Annotated in this window: 12 protein-coding genes; all 12 read left to right on the top strand. The window is 73.1% G+C overall.

Going from position 1 to position 18,889, the window contains the following annotated elements; genetic code table 11:
* Nucleotides 1-71 precede the first annotated feature (71 nt).
* The 12 genes from J8G10_RS16325 (at nt 72) to J8G10_RS16270 (ending at nt 18,690) form a co-directional block, all read left to right on the top strand.
* On the top strand, nt 72-1,340 hold the full coding sequence (locus J8G10_RS16325) for a DUF58 domain-containing protein (protein ID WP_251447333.1): 1,269 nt from the start codon (nt 72-74) through the stop codon (nt 1,338-1,340).
* Nucleotides 1,337-3,748 (top strand): transglutaminase domain-containing protein, encoded by a 2,412-nt coding sequence (locus tag J8G10_RS16320; protein ID WP_251447330.1) that lies wholly within the window; start codon nt 1,337-1,339, stop codon nt 3,746-3,748. Before J8G10_RS16325 ends, J8G10_RS16320 begins: the two co-directional genes overlap by 4 nt.
* On the top strand, nt 3,745-5,103 hold the full coding sequence (locus tag J8G10_RS16315; protein ID WP_251447327.1) for an RDD family protein: 1,359 nt from the start codon (nt 3,745-3,747) through the stop codon (nt 5,101-5,103). The genes J8G10_RS16320 and J8G10_RS16315 overlap by 4 nt, the downstream gene beginning before the upstream one ends.
* Nucleotides 5,100-5,939: a PP2C family serine/threonine-protein phosphatase gene (locus J8G10_RS16310; RefSeq protein ID WP_251447324.1), complete on the top strand. Its 840-nt coding sequence runs from the start codon at nt 5,100-5,102 to the stop codon at nt 5,937-5,939. The genes J8G10_RS16315 and J8G10_RS16310 overlap by 4 nt, the downstream gene beginning before the upstream one ends.
* Nucleotides 5,939-7,609 (top strand): FHA domain-containing protein, encoded by a 1,671-nt coding sequence (locus J8G10_RS16305; protein ID WP_251447321.1) that lies wholly within the window; start codon nt 5,939-5,941, stop codon nt 7,607-7,609. Before J8G10_RS16310 ends, J8G10_RS16305 begins: the two co-directional genes overlap by 1 nt.
* Complete coding sequence (locus J8G10_RS16300) at nt 7,606-9,276, top strand: serine/threonine-protein kinase (protein ID WP_251447318.1); 1,671 nt, start codon at nt 7,606-7,608, stop codon at nt 9,274-9,276. Before J8G10_RS16305 ends, J8G10_RS16300 begins: the two co-directional genes overlap by 4 nt.
* Nucleotides 9,273-10,019 carry a hypothetical protein gene (locus tag J8G10_RS16295; RefSeq protein ID WP_251447316.1) on the top strand — a complete coding sequence of 249 codons (747 nt, stop codon included), beginning with the start codon at nt 9,273-9,275 and terminating at the stop codon, nt 10,017-10,019. Before J8G10_RS16300 ends, J8G10_RS16295 begins: the two co-directional genes overlap by 4 nt.
* 126 nt (nt 10,020-10,145) lie before the next feature.
* Complete coding sequence (locus J8G10_RS16290) at nt 10,146-11,588, top strand: RDD family protein (protein ID WP_251447313.1); 1,443 nt, start codon at nt 10,146-10,148, stop codon at nt 11,586-11,588.
* A gap of 58 nt (nt 11,589-11,646) precedes the next feature.
* Entirely contained in the window at nt 11,647-16,152 is a 4,506-nt protein-coding gene (locus J8G10_RS16285) for an FtsK/SpoIIIE domain-containing protein (protein WP_251447310.1), read from the top strand.
* A gap of 123 nt (nt 16,153-16,275) precedes the next feature.
* Nucleotides 16,276-16,572 carry a WXG100 family type VII secretion target gene (locus tag J8G10_RS16280; protein ID WP_251447307.1) on the top strand — a complete coding sequence of 99 codons (297 nt, stop codon included), beginning with the start codon at nt 16,276-16,278 and terminating at the stop codon, nt 16,570-16,572.
* Between the two features lie 154 nt (nt 16,573-16,726).
* Nucleotides 16,727-16,954 (top strand): hypothetical protein, encoded by a 228-nt coding sequence (locus J8G10_RS16275; RefSeq protein WP_251447304.1) that lies wholly within the window; start codon nt 16,727-16,729, stop codon nt 16,952-16,954.
* On the top strand, nt 16,951-18,690 hold the full coding sequence (locus J8G10_RS16270) for an ABC transporter substrate-binding protein (protein WP_251447301.1): 1,740 nt from the start codon (nt 16,951-16,953) through the stop codon (nt 18,688-18,690). Before J8G10_RS16275 ends, J8G10_RS16270 begins: the two co-directional genes overlap by 4 nt.
* Nucleotides 18,691-18,889 lie beyond the last annotated feature (199 nt).

Raw genomic sequence — 18,889 nt, 5'->3', positions numbered from 1 at the left:
ACGCCGGTCCCTGAGCCGCAACCCCGGTCCCTGAGCTTCGTCGAAGGGACATCCGAAGACAGAGAGCACGCATGACCACGACCGCCCCGGCGCGCAGCACCGATCGCCCGGCCGGATCCGACCGCGAGGCCGGCTGGCGCGACATCCTCGCGCTCGTGCTCGCGCGCGGGGGGACGCGGCTCCGCCTGATCGCCGGCGCGGTGCGCCCGCTGGCCTGGGTGCTCGCGGGTGCGGCCCTGGGATGCCTCCTGATCGCGCTGCCGCTCGGCTGGATCGAACTGGCCGTGATCGCGCTCGTGCTCGCCGTCGTGCTCGTGCTGTGCACGCTGTTCCTCATCGGGCGCACCGCCTACGACATCACCCTCGACCTGGCGCGCACCCGCGTCGTCGTCGGAGAGCGGGCGGTGGGGGCGCTGACCCTGGCCAACCGCGGCAGCAGGGCGATCCTGCCCTCGCGCGTCGTGCTGCCGGTCGGCGCCGGCCGCGGCGAGTTCGGCATCAAGCGGCTCGCCCCCGGGGAGGAGGCGGAGGAGCTCTTCGCCATCCCCACCCACCGGCGCGGCGTCGTGTCGGTCGGCCCGGTCAGCGTCGTCCGCGGCGATCCGCTCGGGCTGTTCGAGCGGGCGCACCGGCGCGACGATCCGATCGACCTCTTCGTGCACCCGCGCACGATCGCCTTCGACGGGCAGTCGCTCGGCTTCCTGCGCGACCTGGAGGGGCTGCCGGCGTCGGATCTGTCCCGCGACGACGTCTCCTTCCATGCGCTCAACGAGTATCAGCCGGGCGACGACCTGCGTCGGGTGCACTGGCGCTCCTCGGCGCGCACCGGGGTGCTCATGGTGCGTCAGTACGAGGAGACGCGCCGCTCGCACTTCGTCATCGGCCTGAGCCGCGCGAACTCCGAGTACGCCGAGCCGGAGGAGTTCGAGCTCGCGATCTCCCTGGCCGGATCCGTGGGCCTGCGTGCGATCCGCGATGCGCAGCACGTCGAGCTGCGCGTGCAGGGCCGGGCGCTGGCGTCCGGCACGGGCAAGCAACTCCTCGACTCGCTCGCGGGCGTCGAGGAGGGCCGCGCGAAGGACGGCGGGCTGGCGGCGCTGGCCGGCACCGTCGCCGCGCACATGCCGCTGTCCAGCGTCGTGGTGCTCGTCGGCGGCAGCCGCACCTCGCCGGAGGAGCTGCGCGCCGCCTGCGCCCGCCTGCCGTTCGGGTCGCGCGTGCTCGCCATCGTCGCCGATCTCGGCGAGGCCCCGTCACTGCGCCGCATCGGCGAGGCCGATGTGATCACGGTCGGCGCGCTCGAGCAGCTGCCGCTCGCCCTCGGGAAGGTGCTCGCATGATGGCCCGTCGCCTCACCGACCTCGTCGCGGTGGCCCTGCTCATGGGCGCCGGCATCGCCGGATGGTGGCCTTCGTTCGCGGGCGGATCCTTCCTGCCCGCCGCGCTCGGCGGCCTCGTGCTGGGTCTCGGTGTGGCCCTGCTCTGCGCCTGGCGCGGCTGGGGGATCCTGCCGACCGCCGGACTCACCGTGCTCGCCTACTTCGTCTTCGGCGGGGCGCTGGCCCTGCCGCAGACGACGCTGTTCGGCTTCGTGCCCACCGGCCAGACCCTGGGCGCGCTGTCGGCCGGCGCCGTCACCAGCTGGAAGGCGATGCTCACCACGGTCGCGCCGGTGGCGGTGGGGGACGGCTACGCGCTGGTGCCGTTCCTGTCCGCCCTCGTGTTCGGGGTGCTGACCGCCGCGCTCGCGCTGCGGCTGCGCCGGGTCGCGTGGGCGCTGATCCCCGCGGCGGCGCACCTCATGCTGGTGATCGCCATGGGCGTCCCGGATCCGGCGGCCCCGATCGCGCAGGGCGTCGTCTTCGCCCTCGTCTCGGTGGCCTGGCTCGCGCTGCGCGGCCTCGGCGGCGAGAGCGCGGACGCCGCGGTCCCGGTCGCGGCCGACGGGTCCCGCTCCTCCGCCCTGCGCCGTCGCCGCATCCTCGCCGGGGCGGCCGTGCTGGTCGTCGCCGGCCTCGCCGGCACGGGCGTCGCCGCCGCGACGACGCTCGCCGAGCCGCGGCACGTGTTCCGCGACGTGGTGCTGCCGCCGTTCGACGTGCACCAGTACGCGAGCCCGCTGCAGTCGTACCGCGGGTACGTGAAGGACCACCGCAAGGACACCCTGTTCACCGTGAAGGGGCTGCCCGAGGGCGCCCGCATCCGGGTCGGCACGATGGACGCCTACAACGGCGTCGTCTACGACGTGTCGGACAAAGGTGTCGGCTCGTCGGGGGCGTTCAGCCCCATCCGCGACAACATGTCGGCCGGAGCCACCGGCTCCGCGGCCACACTCGATGTCACGATGGACGCGTACACGGGCGTGTGGCTGCCCGACGCCGGCGCCGTCAGCCGGATCACGTTCGCCGGATCCGACGCCGATGCGCTGCGGCGCGGCACCTACTACAACGACTCGACCGGCACGGCGGTCGCCACCTCGAAGCTGCGCAAGGGCGACACGTACACCCTGGACACCACGATCCCCCGCACCTGGACGGACAAGCAGCTCGACGGCCTCGCCTTCGGATCCGTCGCGATGCCGAAGTCGGCCGAGGCGCCAGAGAAGCTGGCTTCGCTCGCCTCCGACACGGTCGCCGACGCGAAGACGCCCATCGCGCAGGTGCGGGCGCTGGTGAAGAAGTTCTCCGAGGAGGGCTTCTTCAGCCACGGCCTGGAGGGCGAGGCCCTCAGCCGCGCCGGGCACACCGAGGAGCGGATCTCCACGTTGATCGACGGGCAGCAGATGATCGGCGACGACGAGCAGTACGCCGTCGCGATGGCGCTCGCGGCCCGCTCCCTGGGCATCCCCGTCCGGGTCGTGATGGGCTTCTACCCGGAGAAGGGCCAGAAGGGCACGTTCTCCGCCAACGGCGACAACCTGCACGCCTGGGTCGAGGTGAACTTCGAGAAGGCCGGGTGGGTGGCCTTCGACCCGACCCCGCCGAAGGACAAGGTCCCGCAGGACCAGATCACCAAGCCCAAGGTCGTCCCCAAGCCGCAGGTGCTGCAGCCGCCGCCCCCGCCGCAGGAGCCGGTCGAGCTTCCGCCCAGCGTGCCCGACCAGCGCGGCAACCAGGACGGCCCGGACAACCTGTGGGGCATCCTCGGCACGATCCTCGCGATCGGCGGCAGCGTGCTGCTGGTGCTCGCGATCCTCGCCGCGCCGTTCATCGTGATCGGCGCCTGGAAGGCGGCCCGCCGGCGCCGGCGACGCGTCGCGGCACTCGCCGCCGACCGCATCAGCGGCGGCTGGGACGAGCTCACCGACCGCGCCGTGGACTACGGGGCGCGCCTGCCCTCCGGCGCCACCCGGGCCGAGGAGGCCCGCACCGTGGCCACCGCGCTCACGGTCCCCGCGGTGACCGCGCTCGCCGACCACGCGGACGCCCAGGTGTTCGGCCCGTCCGAGCCGACCGCCGAGGACGTCGATGCGTTCTGGCTCGAGGTCGACGGCATCGTGGCCGGGATGGGCAAGGAGGCGAGCTGGCGGCGCCGGATGATCGCGCGCCTCAGCCTGCGCTCGCTGCTCGGCGGCTCCCGTCTCTCGGCCGGGTTCCAGGGGCTGCGCGACGCCGCGACCGAACGCGTCCGCCGGCCCGGGTCCGGCTCTGGCGCGAGTTCGGGCGCACCTGGCACGATCGAGAGCACACCAGCCACGCAGCGCGGCACCCGAGCCGCACGCCGCGGATCCGAGAGCGAGACCTCATGACGAACGCCCCGAGCAGCGCCGGCGCGACGACGCCTCCGGTCGCGCCGACGTCTCCGGCCGCCCCGATCGCGCCGCTCCCGCGCCGCGTGGCCGCCTATCTCATCGACGCGGCGATCGCGTCGCTGCCCGCGATCATCGGATCGGCGGTCGCCTTCGCGATGGCCGGCGCGGCGAGCGGCGGGGGAGCGACGGCCGTCGCCTCGGCGCTCCTCACCGGGATGGGCATCACGAGCCTCGTGATGCTCGCCTGGTTCCTCGTCTACAGCTTCCTGCAGGGATCCGGCGGATCCATCGGCATGCGCATCCTGCGGCTGCGGCTCGTGCGGGACGGCAGCGAGGCGCCGCTGGGCTTCGGACGTGCGCTGCTGCGCAACGTCGTGTTCGGTCTCAGCGCCGCGATCGTCGTCGGCTACTTCACGCCGCTGTTCGACGGCTCCGGCCGGTTCCAGGGCTGGCACGACCGGGCGGCAGGCGCGATCATGCGCGATGCGCGCACCGCCTCAGGACCGTCGGCCGCACCCGCGGGCGCCGGCGTCATCGCCGAGCCCTCCGCTCCCGCGCCGACGCTCGCGACCGTGCCCGGCGCGCCGCAGCCCGCGGCCGGCTCTCGGGCGCCGTTCGTCCTGACGACGCCGGATCCGCTCCTGCTCCAGGCCGCCCCCGCCGCGTCGTTCGCCCCGCCGGCGGGTGCACCCGCCGCGTCCACGGGGCACACCCTGCCGAACGCCCCGAGCGCCGGCGGGCCCGTCGCGGCCCCCGCGGCCGAGGCCGACCCGCACGATGCGACGGTGCTGTCGGCCGCGGCGCAGGCCGCCGCCGACGCCGCGCACGCGATGATCACGGTCGTCCCCGGGGTGAGCCCGTCGGTGCCGGCCCCCGCCGCTCCCGTGGTCTCGGGGCCGGAGACCGTGGCGCCGGCGCGACCGCCCGTGCCGGCGGCCGCGCCCGCCACCGTCGCGGACGCCCTGGCCCTGACCCCCGTGGTGCATCCCGACGAGGAGGACCTGGAGGAGACGCGGATCTCGATCCCGGGGCACCGGCTGCAGTTCGTCTGGGACGACGGCGCACGCGCCACCGTCTCCGGGCGCACGCTGTTCGGTCGCAATCCGGCGCCCGAGGCCGGCGCGACGGTCGTCGTCGTCCGCGACGAGACCCTGTCGCTGTCCAAGACCCACTTCGAGGCCGCGGCCGAGGCCGCCGGCGGCTGGGTGATGGACCGGCACTCGACCAACGGCATGACGATCGTGCGCGACGGGGTGCGGATCGCCTGCCCGCCCGGCGAGCGCGTGCGGATCCGTCTCGGCGACGCCATCGAGATCGGCGACCGGATCGTCACCGTGGGCGGCTACGCATGACGCCGGCGATCGTCGCGCGGTCGGGCGCTGCCACGCACACCGGGCTGCGCCGTGCGCTCAACGAGGATGCGCTGCTCGCTCAGGCGCCGCTGTTCCTCGTCGCCGACGGCATGGGCGGGCATCAGGCCGGCGACGTCGCCAGCACGACCGTGATCGAGGGCTTCGCGCAGCTGCGGGGCCGGCCGGTGCTCACCATCGACGACGTCAGCTTCACCCTGGCCCGCGTGCGCGCGGCGGTCGACGCGATCGGCGGCACCACGGCTCCGGCGGACGGGGGCTCGATGGCCGGCACCACGCTCAGCGGCGTGACGATCGCCGCCGTCGACGGCGTCGGCTACTGGCTGGCGATCAACATCGGCGACTCGCGCACCTACCGGCTCTCCGGCGGCGTGCTGGAGCAGATCTCGGTCGACCACTCCGTGGTGCAGGAGCTCATCGACGCGGGCGAGCTGCGCGCGGCGGACGCCCCCCGGGACCGCCGCCGCAACATCATCACGCGGGCGATCGGCGCGGGCAGCACCGGCGAGGCCGACTACTGGATGATCCCGGCCCGCGTCGGCGATCGGATCCTGGTCTGCTCCGACGGTCTGAGCAGCGAGGTGGACGACGAGGAGATCCGGACCCTGCTCGCGATGCACGAGGATCCGCAGGCCGCCGCGGAGCGCCTGATCGACCGCGCCCTCGAGCACGGCGGGCGCGACAACGTGACCGCGGTCGTCGTGGACGCGCTCCACGTGAGCACGCGTCCGGGGCGCGACGGCGCAGCCGGCTTCGACGACGAGGACATCGACTCCGACACGCGACCGCGTGCCGAGGCCATGGGAGGGATGCGCTGATGAACACCGTCTACCGCGCAGGGTCGTGGTTCGCGCTGATCGGCCCCCGGGCCGTGATCGTACTGCCTCCGGATGCGGACGCCGCGCTCGTCGCGAGGCTGTGGGAGCGGGTCGCCGCCGACGAGGCCTCCTTCGCCGAGGTGGTCGATGCGCTGACGGCCGCGGGCGGCGGGTCGTTCGCCGCGATCCCGCCGTTCGCCGCCGTGGTGCGCGAGGGCGAGCACGCCCGGATCGCGGTGCGTGGGCGGGTGCGGGCGCGCGTGGTCGCCGCGGGCGACGAGCGCGAGATCACCGGGGCCGAGGTCACCACCTGGAGCGAGCGGTTCGTGCCCGGCATGACCGGCATCGAGATCCGGGTCGAGGACGGCGCGGAGGATCCGGCGCTGCCGATCGTCGCGGGCGTCGTGCGCGCCGGTGTGATCATCGCCGGCACCGCGCTCCTTCCCGAGCCGTCGGCCGAGGCTGCGCCCGAGGTCCGCGCGTCATCCGACGGCGACCCCGCTGTCCCGGCTCCGGGCTCGTCTGACGAGGAGCTCGCCCCGTCGCCAGCGTCGTCTGATGAGGCCCCCGTCCCGTCGCCCTCGTCGTCTGATGATGACGTCGTCTCGTCGCCCGCGTCGTCTGATGATGACGTCGTCTCGTCGCCCGCGTCGTCTGATGATGACGTCGTCTCGTCGCCCGCGTCGTCTGATGATGACGTCGTCCCGTCTCCGGGGTCGTCTGATGAGGACGACGTCCCGGCTCCGGGGTCGTCTGATGATGACGTCGTCCCGGCTCCGGGGTCGTCGAGCGAGGACGCCGCAGGCGACCGAGACGAGACGCCGTCCCCCGCGGATGAGCCCGATCCCGAGCCCGTCGAGGGGACCACCACACAGGATCCCGAGCCGGAACACCATCCCGCGCCGCTCGTCCCGGCCGCGGACGAGGACGACCTCGGCGACACGGTGATCAGTGCTCCGGCGCCGGTGGAGACGATCCTCCCCCCGGCCGACACCATCGCGGCGCCGCTGGGCGGGCACACCCTCGACTTCCGCCCGGCACCGACCGCCCCGGTGCAGGCCGGCCCTGCGCAGGCCGCCCCGGCGCAGGCCGCCCCGACGGCGCCGCAGACCGGGAGCGCCCCGGACGACGGCGACCACGACGGCGCGACCATCTCCCTCGCTCAGGCGCGGGCCCTGCGCGGCGACCTCCCCGTCGCGCCGACCGTCGCGGGCGCGGTTCCCACGCCCGCCGAGCCGGTGCCCGCGCCCGTGTCCGCCGTGCCCGGGATCACGCTGGAGCCCGCGCGCCCCGGTGCCGCGGACCCCGCCCCCGCTGCAGCCGTGACCACCGGCCCTCGGGTGCGGCTGTCCTCCGGGCAGGTCGTCGCGCTCGACCGCACGGTCGTGATCGGACGCCGCCCGCGGGCCACGCGTTCCAGCGGTGCCACCCTGCCGCACCTCGTGGCGGTCGACAGCCCGCAGCAGGACATCTCGCGCAGCCACCTCGAGATCCGCCCCGAGGCCGACGCGGTCGTCGTGCTCGACCTGCACACCACGAACGGATCCACGCTGCTGCGCCCCGGCGCCGAGCCGGTGCGGCTGCACCCCGGCGAGCAGACCATCGTGGTCACCGGGGACGTGATCGATCTCGGCGACGGGATCACCGTCGCGTTCGAGGATCTGCCGTGAGTCGTCCGCCGTCCCCGCCGCCGCAGCTGGAGGGGTTCGACTACGTCGAGCCGCTGGGCACCGGCGGGTTCGCCGACGTCTTCCTCTACGAGCAGCAGCAGCCGCGTCGCCGCGTGGCGGTCAAGGTGCTCCTCGCCGACCGGCTCGCGTCGGGCGCCGCCCAGGAGTTCGCCGACGAGGCGAACGTCATGGCGATGCTGTCCACGCATCCCGCGATCGTCACGATCTATCAGACCGGCGTCGCCGCCGACGGACGCCCGTACCTCGTCATGGAGTACTGCCCGCGGCCGAACCTGCAGCAGCGCGCCCGCAAGGAGCCGTTCAGCGTGGCCGAGGCGCTGCGCGTCGGCGTCCAGGTCGCCGGAGCCGTGGAGACCGCGCACCGCGCCGGGGTGCTGCACCGCGACATCAAGCCCGCGAACATCCTCGTCACGGCCTACAACCGGCCCGCCCTCACCGACTTCGGCATCGCCTCGACCACGGGCGCGGTGAGCGAGGCCGCGGGCATGTCGATCCCCTGGTCGCCGCCGGAGTCGTTCGGCGACCCGCCGCAGGGCGGGGTGCGCTCGGACGTCTACGCGCTCGCCGCCACCCTCTACACGCTGCTCACCGGGCGCAGCCCGTTCGAGAAGCCGGGGCAGCGCAACAGCGGCGCCGATCTGATCGCGCGGATCGAGGGCGAGCCGCTGCCGCCGCTGGGGCGCGCCGATGTGCCGGAGAGCCTCGCCCGCGTCCTCGAGCGCGGCATGGCGAAGAATCCCGCCGACCGCTTCGGCAGCGCCGTGGCGTTCGCCCGGGCGCTGCAGAAGGTGCAGATCGAGCTCTCGCACTCGGTGACCCCGATCGACATCGTCGACGACCATCAGCCGGAGCGCGAGCACGACGATGACGACGACGGCCTGACCCGGGTGCGCGAGGTCGTCAGCATCGACCCGAGTCACACCGCCACCCGGCCGTCGGCGACGACGAGCCCCGTGCAGGCCCCCGTCGTCCCTGCGGCGCCCGGCCCGCGGTTCGGCCCCGCCGGAGCAGCCGAGGACGAGACCTCCGCACGCACGATGATCCGGGTGCCCGCGGCAGCCGCGCCGGCGCCGCCGGTCGCCCCCGTCGCGCCGGTCGACGCCGGCGACGATGCGCCGACCGTGCTGCGCCCGCCGCGTACGGTGAGCCCGGACGCCGGGGCCGTCGCGGCGGAGAGGGTACCGGCCCCCGCCGCTCCCGCACCGACGGACCGCTCCGTCGCCCCGGCGTCCCGCCGAGGCCTGATCTGGGGCCTGGTCGCGGCGGCGGCGGTGGTCGTGCTCGCCGGCGGATCGGTGCTCGCGGTGAACCTGCTCAACGCGAACCCGCCGAAGCCGAAGCCGACCGCCGTGGAGAGCGCGGATCCGCAGGATCCTCTCGGCGACATGACGGCGACGCCGAAGGACGTCGTCGGCACGCCCGACGGCGCAGGCTCCGTGCGCTTCACCTGGACCAACCCGAGCCCGCAGAAGGGCGACTCCTACCTCGTCACGGTGGTGACGCTCGCGGGAGACGGCGACATGACCAAGGTCGACGCGCCGGAGATCACGGTCCCCGCGCAGCCCGGCGGCACGACCTGCATCGATGTCGTGCTGCGCCGGGAGAACGGCTCCGGTTCGTCGACGGTGAGAGGATGCACCTCATGACCATGGACCCCGAGGTCACGCAGGATCCGACCCGTGCGCGGGTGACGGTGGAGTTCGCGGGGGAGTACTTCCCGATCGAGGCCGGAGGCCGGTTCGTGGTGGGGCGCGAGGGCGACCTCGCCATCGACGACAACCTCTTCCTGCATCGGCACTTCCTCGAGATCGCCGAGTCGGCCGGCCTGTGGTGGCTCGCGAACATCGGCGCGCGCCTGCAGGCGACGGTGACCGATGCGACCGGCGGAGTGCAGGCCTGGCTCGCGCCCGGCGCCCGGCTCCCCCTGGTGTTCGCGACCACGAGCGTCGTGTTCTCCGCGGGGCCCACCACGTACGAGTTCACGATCCACGCCTCCGAGCCGACCTTCCGGGAGACCCGGCGCGAGCGCGAGTTCGACGGCGATTCGACGATCGGCGACGTGCCGTTGACGCTCAGCCAGAAGCAGCTTCTGGTGGCCCTCGCCGAACCGCTGCTGCGCCGCGACGGCACGGGCATGAGCGCCCTGCCGTCCAGCGCCGACGCCGCGGCGCGCCTGGGCTGGACCGTCACCCGCTTCAACCGCAAGCTCGACAACGTGTGCGACAAGTTCGACCGCATCGGCGTGCCCGGCATGCGCGGCGGGGTGGGCGGATCCGCGACCAACCGGCGGGCGCGCCTCGTCGAGCACGTGATCGCCTCGCGCCTCGTCGGCAAGGCCGATCTGCCGCTGCTCGACGTGAAGGATGCGGATCCCGGCGACGCGGAGTGACCGGATCCGACCGGACGACGGATGGGGAGTCGTCCCCATCGACGGCCCCGTCGGATCTTCCGTAGGCTGGACGAATGCTGCGGGTCGGGCTCTCCGATCCGGACGATCTCGGAGGGGTAGCTGGGCATGCCGGAGGTGAAGGCGGGCCGCTCGAACGCGCCTCAGGACATGATCTGGGAGGTCGAGGAGCACAAGCCGGTGATCGAGGGCCTCGACGCCGCAGGCCGCCCCGACCCCGCGTACGCCGCAGCCCTGGGGCTCGTGCGCGCGCCGTTCGGGCGCCGCGCGGCGTCGGCGGTGATCGACGCCGCGATCTGGTTCGTCGTCCAGCTGCCGCTGTGGTTCGGCGCGGTGCCCTTGCTGCTCAAGTTCGCCGCGGGGACGATCTCGCTGTACGGATTCGTGAACCACCCGGACTTCCGGCTCTCGGTGATCATGGCCGCGGTGACCGTCGTGCTCAGCCTCGCCTTCGCGGTGGTGCAGCTCGTGCTGCAGGGAGTCCGGGGGCTCACGATCGGGAAGGCGATCACCGGCCTGCGCCTCGTGAGCGTGCGCACGCTGGAGCGCGCGGGCGTCGGTGCCGTGCTGCTGCGCTTCCTCGTCCTGGTGGGTGCGAGCCTCGTGCCCCTGCTGGGGGTCGTGTTCCTCCTCTCGCCGCTGTTCGACCCGGAGGGGCGCGGCCGCGGATGGCATGACAGGGCGTCCCGGGTCTGGCTCGTCGACGTGCGCAACGGCCTGAACCCGCTCGACGAGAAGCGGATGCGCCTGGCCAGGAAGATGGTGAAGGCGGATCCGGTGCCGGAGCGCTCCGCGCTGCCGTCGCTCGCCACGCCGGTGGGGCCGACCGCGGCTCCCGCCTACCGCCCCGGCAGCCGCATCAGCGCCGGGGTGCTCGGCGTCGCCCGACCGCATGCCGCCCCCGGCGGCCTCGAGGCGCCGGCGACCCCGACGATGACGCCGCTCGCGCCGGTGGCGGTGCCCGACCCGACGCCCGTCCCCGACCCGGCGCCCGTCCCCACGGCCGCTCCGCCGCAGACGCCGGTCGCCCCGGTCGCGTCGCCGGCACCGGTGGCTCCGCCGCAGACGCCGGCCGCCCCGCCTGCTCCCGCGCCGCAGCCGACCGTCGCGGCTCAGCCGACCGTCGCGCCGCAGCCCGCGCAGCCCCCGGCCGCGCCTCAGCCGACCGTCGCGCCTCAGCCCGCGCAGCCCCCGGCCGCGCCGCAGACCCCGTCCGCGGCGCCGGTCGCGCGCTACGCGCTGCGGCTCGACACGGGGGAGAGCATCCCGGTCGTTGAGGCCGTGCTGCTCGGGCGGAACCCGGATGCCTCGGGCCACCCGGACGCGCGCCCGCTGCCGCTCGCGGATGCCAGCAAGTCGCTGTCGAAGACCCATCTGCTCGTGCGGCCGGTGGCGGCCGGATTCGAGATCACCGACTGCGGGTCGACCAACGGATCAGGACTGATCCGCGACGGGATCGAGTACGCCGCGCCCGCCGGAGCCCCGGTTCCGGTGCGCGACGGCGACACCATCCGCATGGGTGACCGCCTGGCGACCGTGGTGGCGCTGTGAGCGGATCGGGAGGGCCGAACGCGCGCGGCGTTCGGCCGAGGGGGGATGAAGGACACGCATGAGGCTGAAGCTGACGCTGCACCGGCCGGTGGGCGAACCCGCCGACATCGTGATCACGACGGACTCGACCGCGACGGCCGGTGATGTGGCGCGGCACGTCGCCGCCGCCGATCCGACGCGCGCCACCCCCGTCGCGGAGGGGGACGTCGTGACCCTCGCGGTCGCGCCGCCGAACGGCAAGCGGCTGATCCCGCTCGAGCCGGATGTGCCCATCGGCGAGGCGGGGATCGGCTCGGGATTCGCGGCATCGATCGTCAACTACGGCCCGGAGTACGCGGCCTCGGGACGCAACGACATCGTCGGCATGCTCGTGGGGACGGCCGGCGCGCTCGCCGGACAGGAGTTCCCGATCCGGTCGGGGCACGTGATCCTGGGACGCGACGCGGCGAGCGATGTGGTCATCGCCGACCCCATGGCGTCCAAGCGGCATGCACGGCTCGAGGTCGGCGCGTACATCGAGGTCGTCGACCTGAACTCCGCGAACGGCGTGCTCGTCGACGGCGTCGCGGTGCAGCGCGTCCGCATCGAGGAGGGCGAACCGTTCGTCATCGGCAGCACCACGTTCGTGCTCCGCCTGGTCCGGTCCTTCGACGGCTCCGCCACAGAGGAGCCGATCATCGAGCGCGGGGGCGGGCTGCTCTTCAACCGGAGCCCCCGCGTCGAGGTGCGCTACCCGGGCACGCGGTTCACCCTCCCGCGCATCCCGACCGAGCGGATCGGCAAGCTCTTCCCGTGGCCGATCATGGTGACGCCGATCCTGATGGGCGCGGCGCTGTACATGATGAACGGCAACCCGCGATCCCTGCTCATGATCGTGATGACGCCGCTCATGGCGTTCGGCAACATCATCAACCAGTCGGTGCAGAGCAAGAAGACCGAGGGGCACGAGATCGGGGTCTTCGAGCGGCAGTTCGAGCAGCTCGAGGAGGACTTCTACCGCGGCAAGCCCGAGGAGGAGAAGGCGCGCAACGCCGAGGCGCCGCCCGTCGCCGAGATCTTCGACCACGCCCTGCGCCTCGGGCCGATGCTGTGGACGAGACGGCCGGAGCACTGGAACTTCCTCGGGCTCAGGCTCGGCAGCCGGCAGCTGCCGGCCCGCAACGACGTCGACGAGGAGGAGAGCCCCGAGGGCCTGCCCGAGTACGTCGATCGCATCGATCGGCTCCGTGCCCGCTACGAGCACGTCGACGACGTCCCGGTGTTCGACCTGCTCAGCGACGCCGGCTCGATCGGCATCGCCGGGCACCAGGGGCCGGCCGCCGACACCATGCGCGGCGTCGCCGTGCAGCTGCTGGGCCTGCACGCGCCCAACGACGTGGTGGCCGTCGCCTTCGCCGACTCCGCCTGGACGCCCGAGCTCGACTGGCTGAAGTGGATGCCGCACACGTCCAGCGAGCGGTCGCCGTTCCGCGACATCGCGCTCGCCGACTCCGCCCCGACCTCGGCGGCGCTGCTGAACCAGCTTGAGGAGCATGTGCGCCGGGCGGCCGGCGAGGGGCTGGACTCGGAGCCGCGGGGCCCGTTCAAGGAGGACTGGAACCCGCTGCTGTACGGCTCCGACGTCGCCCGTGCGGCGACCGAGCACAAGAAGACGCCGCCGGTCTCGGTGATCGTCTTCGTCAGCGGCGACGCGCCCGTCGACCGCGGCCGCCTCACGGACGTCCTGGAGCGCGGCGCCGACCACGGCGTGCACGCGGTGTTCGTCGCCCCGACCGTGGAATCCCTGCCCGCGGCGTGCCGGAGCTACATCGACGTCACCGCCGGACTCGAGTCCGCCACGGTGGGCCTGGTCCGCAACGGCGAGAGCTTCGACGACGTCCGCGTCGAGGGCGTGTCGAACGACTACATGAACATGCTGGCCCGGCGGCTGGCGCCCGTGGTCGATGCGAGCACCGTCGTGCACGACGCCTCGGACATCCCGGGATCGGTCATGTTCCTCCAGCTCGTCGATCCGCAGATCGCCGAGGACCCGCAGGTCGTGATCGAGCGGTGGCGGCAGAACAACACGATCGTGGACCGCTCGCCCAACCCTCGGCCGCGGCTGAAGAAGGCGGGCACTCTCCGCGCGATCATCGGCCAGGGCGCGAGCGATGCCATGACCCTCGACCTGCGCACCCAGGGCCCGCACGCCCTCGTCGGCGGCACGACCGGCGCCGGCAAGAGCGAGTTCCTGCAGGCCTGGGTGCTCGGCATGGCGGCGGCGCACAGCCCCGACCGGGTCACCTTCCTGTTCGTCGACTACAAGGGCGGATCCGCCTTCGCCGACTGCGTGGAGCTTCCGCACTGCGTCGGACTGGTCACCGACCTCAGCCCGCATCTGGTGCGGCGCGCGCTCACCAGCCTCCGCGCCGAGCTGCAGCACCGCGAGCACCTGCTGAACCGCAAGAAGGCCAAGGACCTTCTCGAACTCGAGAAGCGCCAGGATCCGGAGTGCCCGCCGGCGCTGGTGCTCGTCATCGACGAGTTCGCGGCTCTGGCCTCCGAGATGCCCGAGTTCGTCGACGGCGTGGTGGACATCGCGCAGCGCGGCCGGTCGCTGGGCATCCACCTGATCATGGCGACGCAGCGCCCCGCCGGCGTCATCAAGGACAACCTGCGGGCGAACACGAACCTGCGCGTCGCGCTGCGCATGGCCGACGAGGCCGACTCCCGCGACGTCGTGGACGACCCCATCGCCGCGACGTTCTCGCCGACCATCCCCGGCCGCGCGATCGCCAAGACCGGACCGGGCCGGCTCGTGCCGTTCCAGTCGGCGTACGCGGGCGGCTGGACCGGTGCCGACGAAGCGGCCGTCGCCGACGTGCGCGTGGCCGAGCTGCGCTTCGGCGCGACCGCCGAATGGGAACCCGATCGTCCGGCCGATTCCGACGCGCACGAGGAGGACCTCGGCCCGAACGATCAGAAGCGGATCGTGTCGACCCTCATCCACGCCGCGGACGTCGCGGGGCTCCCGCGGCCCCGGCGTCCGTGGCTCGACGACCTGCCGCTGCTCGTGGATCTGAACGACCTGCCCAACGACGGCGACACCCGGATCCCGCTGGCGCTCCTGGACGTGCCGGAGAAGCAGCTCCAGGAGGCGGCCGTGTTCGTCCCCGACCGCGACGGCTCGCTCGTGGTCTACGGCACGTCGGGTTCGGGCAAGTCGACCCTGCTCAAGAGCATCGCCACCGCGGCCGGCATGCGCCCCGATCGGGGGCGCGTGCAGGTCTACTGCCTCGACTTCGCCTCCGGGGCGCTCGGTTCGCTGAACACCCTGCCGCATGTCGGGTCGGTCGTGGACGGCGGCGACGTGGAGCGCATCCAGCGGCTGCTCCGCACGCTCGACAGCGAGATGGATCGCCGGTCGGCCCTGTTCTCCGCCGCCAGCGCGGCCTCCGTGCAGGAGTACCGCGAGCTCGCGGATCCGAACATGCCCCGCATCCTGCTGCTCGTCGACAACTACCCCGAGTTCAAGAAGGACTGGGAGGTGACGGCAGGACGGGGTCCGTTCTACCGGATCTTCATGCGGATCCTCGGCGAGGGACGCACGCTGGGCGTGCACACCGTGATCACCGCCGACCGCGGCAACGCGGTGCCCAGCGCGGTGGCGGCGAACATCTCCCGTCGCGTCGTGCTGCGCATGGGCGACCCGACGCAGTACATGCTGCTGGGCGCCCCGCGCGACGTCCTCGATGAGCAGTCGGCTCCGGGCCGCGCCGTCGTCGACGGGCACGAGGCGCAGATCGCGGTGCTGGGCGGCACGATGAACGTCGTGGAGCAGACCAAGGCGCTCGGCGCCCTCGGAGAGCGCCTGCGTGCGCAGGGGGTGCGCGACCTTCCCGAGATCGGCGCGCTGCCCACGCTCGTGCCCGCCTCGGAGATGCCGGCGCAGGTCGACGGGCTGCCGGTCTTCGGCGTCGCGGACGACACTCTCGCGCCGTACGGCTTCGAACCCGTCGGATCCTTCGTGATCGCCGGTCCCCCGGCGTCGGGCAGGACCAACGCCCTCAAGGCGCTCGTCGTGGCCATGGAGCGGTTCAACCCGCGGATCCAGATGTACCACTTCGGCACCCGGCGCTCCGAGCTCAAGGATTTCCGCCCCTGGACGCGCAGCGCGATCCGCCCGGAGGACGAGAAGGATCTGGCGACCGAGCTCGCGGAGCTGGTCGTCAGCGACGCCCCGGACGGCCGGATCCTCATCGTCATCGAGGACATCCCGCACCTCGCGGACGGTCCCGCGGATCGTCCCATGCGCGCCCTGCTGCAGGCCATGAACAACAGCGATCACATGCTGATCGCCGATGCGGAGATCAGCCGCGCGAGCGGCAGCATCGGCGTCCTCGGCGAGTGGAAGGCGGGGCGCCAGGGCATCGTGCTGAAGCCCGACACCTACGACGGCGACACGATCTTCAAGACGCCGTTCGGCCGGGTCAAGCGCAGCGACTTCCCCGTCGGCCGCGGCATCTTCGTGCAGGCCGGCCGGGCCGTCACGATGCAGATCCCCTTCGTCCCCGAGGCGCCTTGAGCGCCCGGGAATCGGGGATCGGCCGATGGGTAGTTCTCCCCATGTGCGGTCGGCGGATCGTTGGTTAGCCTGGGGGCAATGGGCTGAGCAGCCTGATTGAGAGACAGACCTGGAGGGGTTCGCATGGCCGGACACGATTTTGGCGCAACGTACAGCGAGATGGAAGGCGCGGCGTCGCGTCTGCGTGACGGACGCAGCAGCGTCACCGACACGCTGAAGGAGCTGCAGGGCGTCATCGACGACCTGGTGCAGGACGGCTTCAAGACGGAGAACGCGTCCGACGCGTACTCGTCGGCGTACGAGGAGCTCACCACCTCCCTCGACGACGCCGCAGAGGCCGTGAACGACATGGCGCAGGCGCTGGAGCGCATGGCGGACCAGATCCGCGACACCGACTCCAGCATGGCCGGTGGCGCCTGAGCCAACCCGCTGCCCGGGGTCGTGATGTCGAGAGGATCGGCGTCACGACCCCTTGCTGTGTGCGCGCCCGGTTCGTGCGCGCACACGGCGGCGTCTGCGCCTGCCGGCGGGCGCCGCATAGAATCGCCACGAGCACGATCGGAGCGCTGGACGGATGAGCGGAACGCAGAGCTACTACTGGTACACGTTGTCGACCCAGATGGTCGTCCAGGCCGACGAGCGGCCCACGGAGGACTCGATCGGGCCCTTCAGCAGCGCCGCCGAGGCGGAGGACTCGCCCGCCCTGCTGATCGAGCACGCGCGCGCCTGGCTCGAGAGCGAGGAGAGCGAGCCGTTCCGCGAGATGGCCGCCGAAGCCGACGAGAGCGCCGACTACGCGTGACGACCCCGTCGAACGCCGGGGTGCGCCGTCACGAGATCCGCAGGCGGCTCCTCGCGGCGGTGCTCGTGCTCCTGCTCGCCGCGGGGCTCGCGGCCTGCACCAAGGCGCGGTCGGGGAAGGCCTCGGCGGGGCCGGTGGCCGGCACGAAGGTGGTCGTCGGATGGTCGGGGGCATTCACCTCCGTGAACGCGGCGCAGTCGCCCACCGCGGGCAACCTCGACATCGCCGCGGCGACGCGCGGTCGGTTCGGTGACGTCGTCGATGGGCAGTTCGTGCCCGACACCGGGTTCGGCACGGTGAAGATCGTCTCCGAGTCGCCCTTCACGGTGCGCTACGACCTGGCCCAGCCGGCCTGGTCGGACGGCATCCCCGTCGACGCCGCCGACCTGCTGCTGGGATGGGCCGGCGCGTCCGGCCGCCTCGACCCGGCTCCCGGAGCGGACGCGCAGGAGGATGCGGATTCGGTCCCCCGGATCGACGAGTTCGCGCGATCGATCGACGTCACGTTCCCGCACCCGAGGATCGACTGGCAGAGCGCGGTCGGCGCTCCCGTGCCCGCCCATGTCGTCGGGCGCCTCGCCTTCGGGCTGGACGATCCGATGGAGGCCAAGCAGGCCGTCATCTCGGCGATCCGGAAGGGCGATACCACCGCGCTCGCCGAGATCGCCGAGGTGTGGAAGAAGGGGTTCGATCTCCCGAAGAAGGGGGCCGTCCCGGACCGGCTCCTGCTCTCCAGCGGTCCGTTCCGGGTCGATCGGGTCGAAGGCGCCCCGGGCGGGCAGAGCGTGCGACTGGTCGCGAACGCGGGATACGCCGGTGCGCCGAAGCCGAAGGTCGCCCGCATCGATCTCGTTCCTCCGGGCGCGCAGCCGGTGGCCGAGGCGGGCGCCGGGCTGGACATCGTCCAGGTGGCTCCCACGGCCGAGAACCGCGCGCCGATCCACGAGCTGGAGCTCAAGGACTTCACCGTCACGACCACCAACGACGGAACGCTGTGGACGATGATCCTCAACCCGGCCGGGGTGTTCGCGTCTCCGCAGGCCCGTACCGCGTTCTTCCACGCGGCACCCGCGAACGCGATGATCCAGGGCGGCGGAGGCGAGTGGGCATCGGCCTACGCCGGCACGTCGTCGATGGTCACCTCACCCGATTCCGCGGCCTACAAGGTCGTGGACGAGGGCTCGGGGTTCGCCTCGGCACTCGGCACGCCGGGCGACGATCCGGCGCTGCAGCGCCGGACGGCGGGAGTTGACGACGGCGCGCGGGTGTGCGTGCTGTACGACCGCGGCAGCGAGTTCGCGCGCGGGGCCTTCGCCGCGCTGCAGGCCGCGGCGGGCAAGGAGGGGTGGGGCGTCGCCGACTGCGGCAGCGACGATGTCGCCGCAGCCCTGCCGCAGCGCGCCTGGGATGCCGTGATCACCCGGGTGCCGCTTCCGCAGACGCCCGACCAGATCGCCGCGCAGTGGGGGGCAGGAGGGTCGGCCGCCCTCACGCCGTTCGCGGATCCGTCCCGTGATCAGCTGATCGCGCAGCTCGCGAAGACCACGGACGTGTATCAGGCGCGGGACCTGCGCGCCCAGATCGAGGCATCGATCGTGCGGTCCGCCGTGGCCCTCCCGATCGCGACGAACCCCCGGCTCACCGTCGCCGATCGCGGCACCGGGGGCGTGTCCGTGCGCAACGGAGAGGCCCCCTCCCTGCTGGGCGGCGCGGCCGCCTGGACCTCCGCGCGCTGAGCGGCGATGGGGAGTTCTCCCCATCGCGTCGTCGGGGGACGCTCTCGTAGGGTCGAGGGGAGGGGTCTTGGAAGGTCAGCGTCCGGAGGTGCTGTCGTGGGAATGATGTTGCCGAATGAGCTTGTCTGGGTGATGGAGAAGCTGGGTTTTGATTGGCCTGATATCGATGAGGATGAGGTCAGTAAGGGTGCGACTCTGG

This window comes from Microbacterium sp. USTB-Y, from assembly GCF_023703415.1.
Taxonomy (GTDB): Bacteria; Actinomycetota; Actinomycetes; order Actinomycetales; family Microbacteriaceae; genus Microbacterium.
The sequence above is the reverse complement of the archived record's forward strand: the minus strand, read 5'-3'. Positions and strand labels throughout refer to the sequence as shown.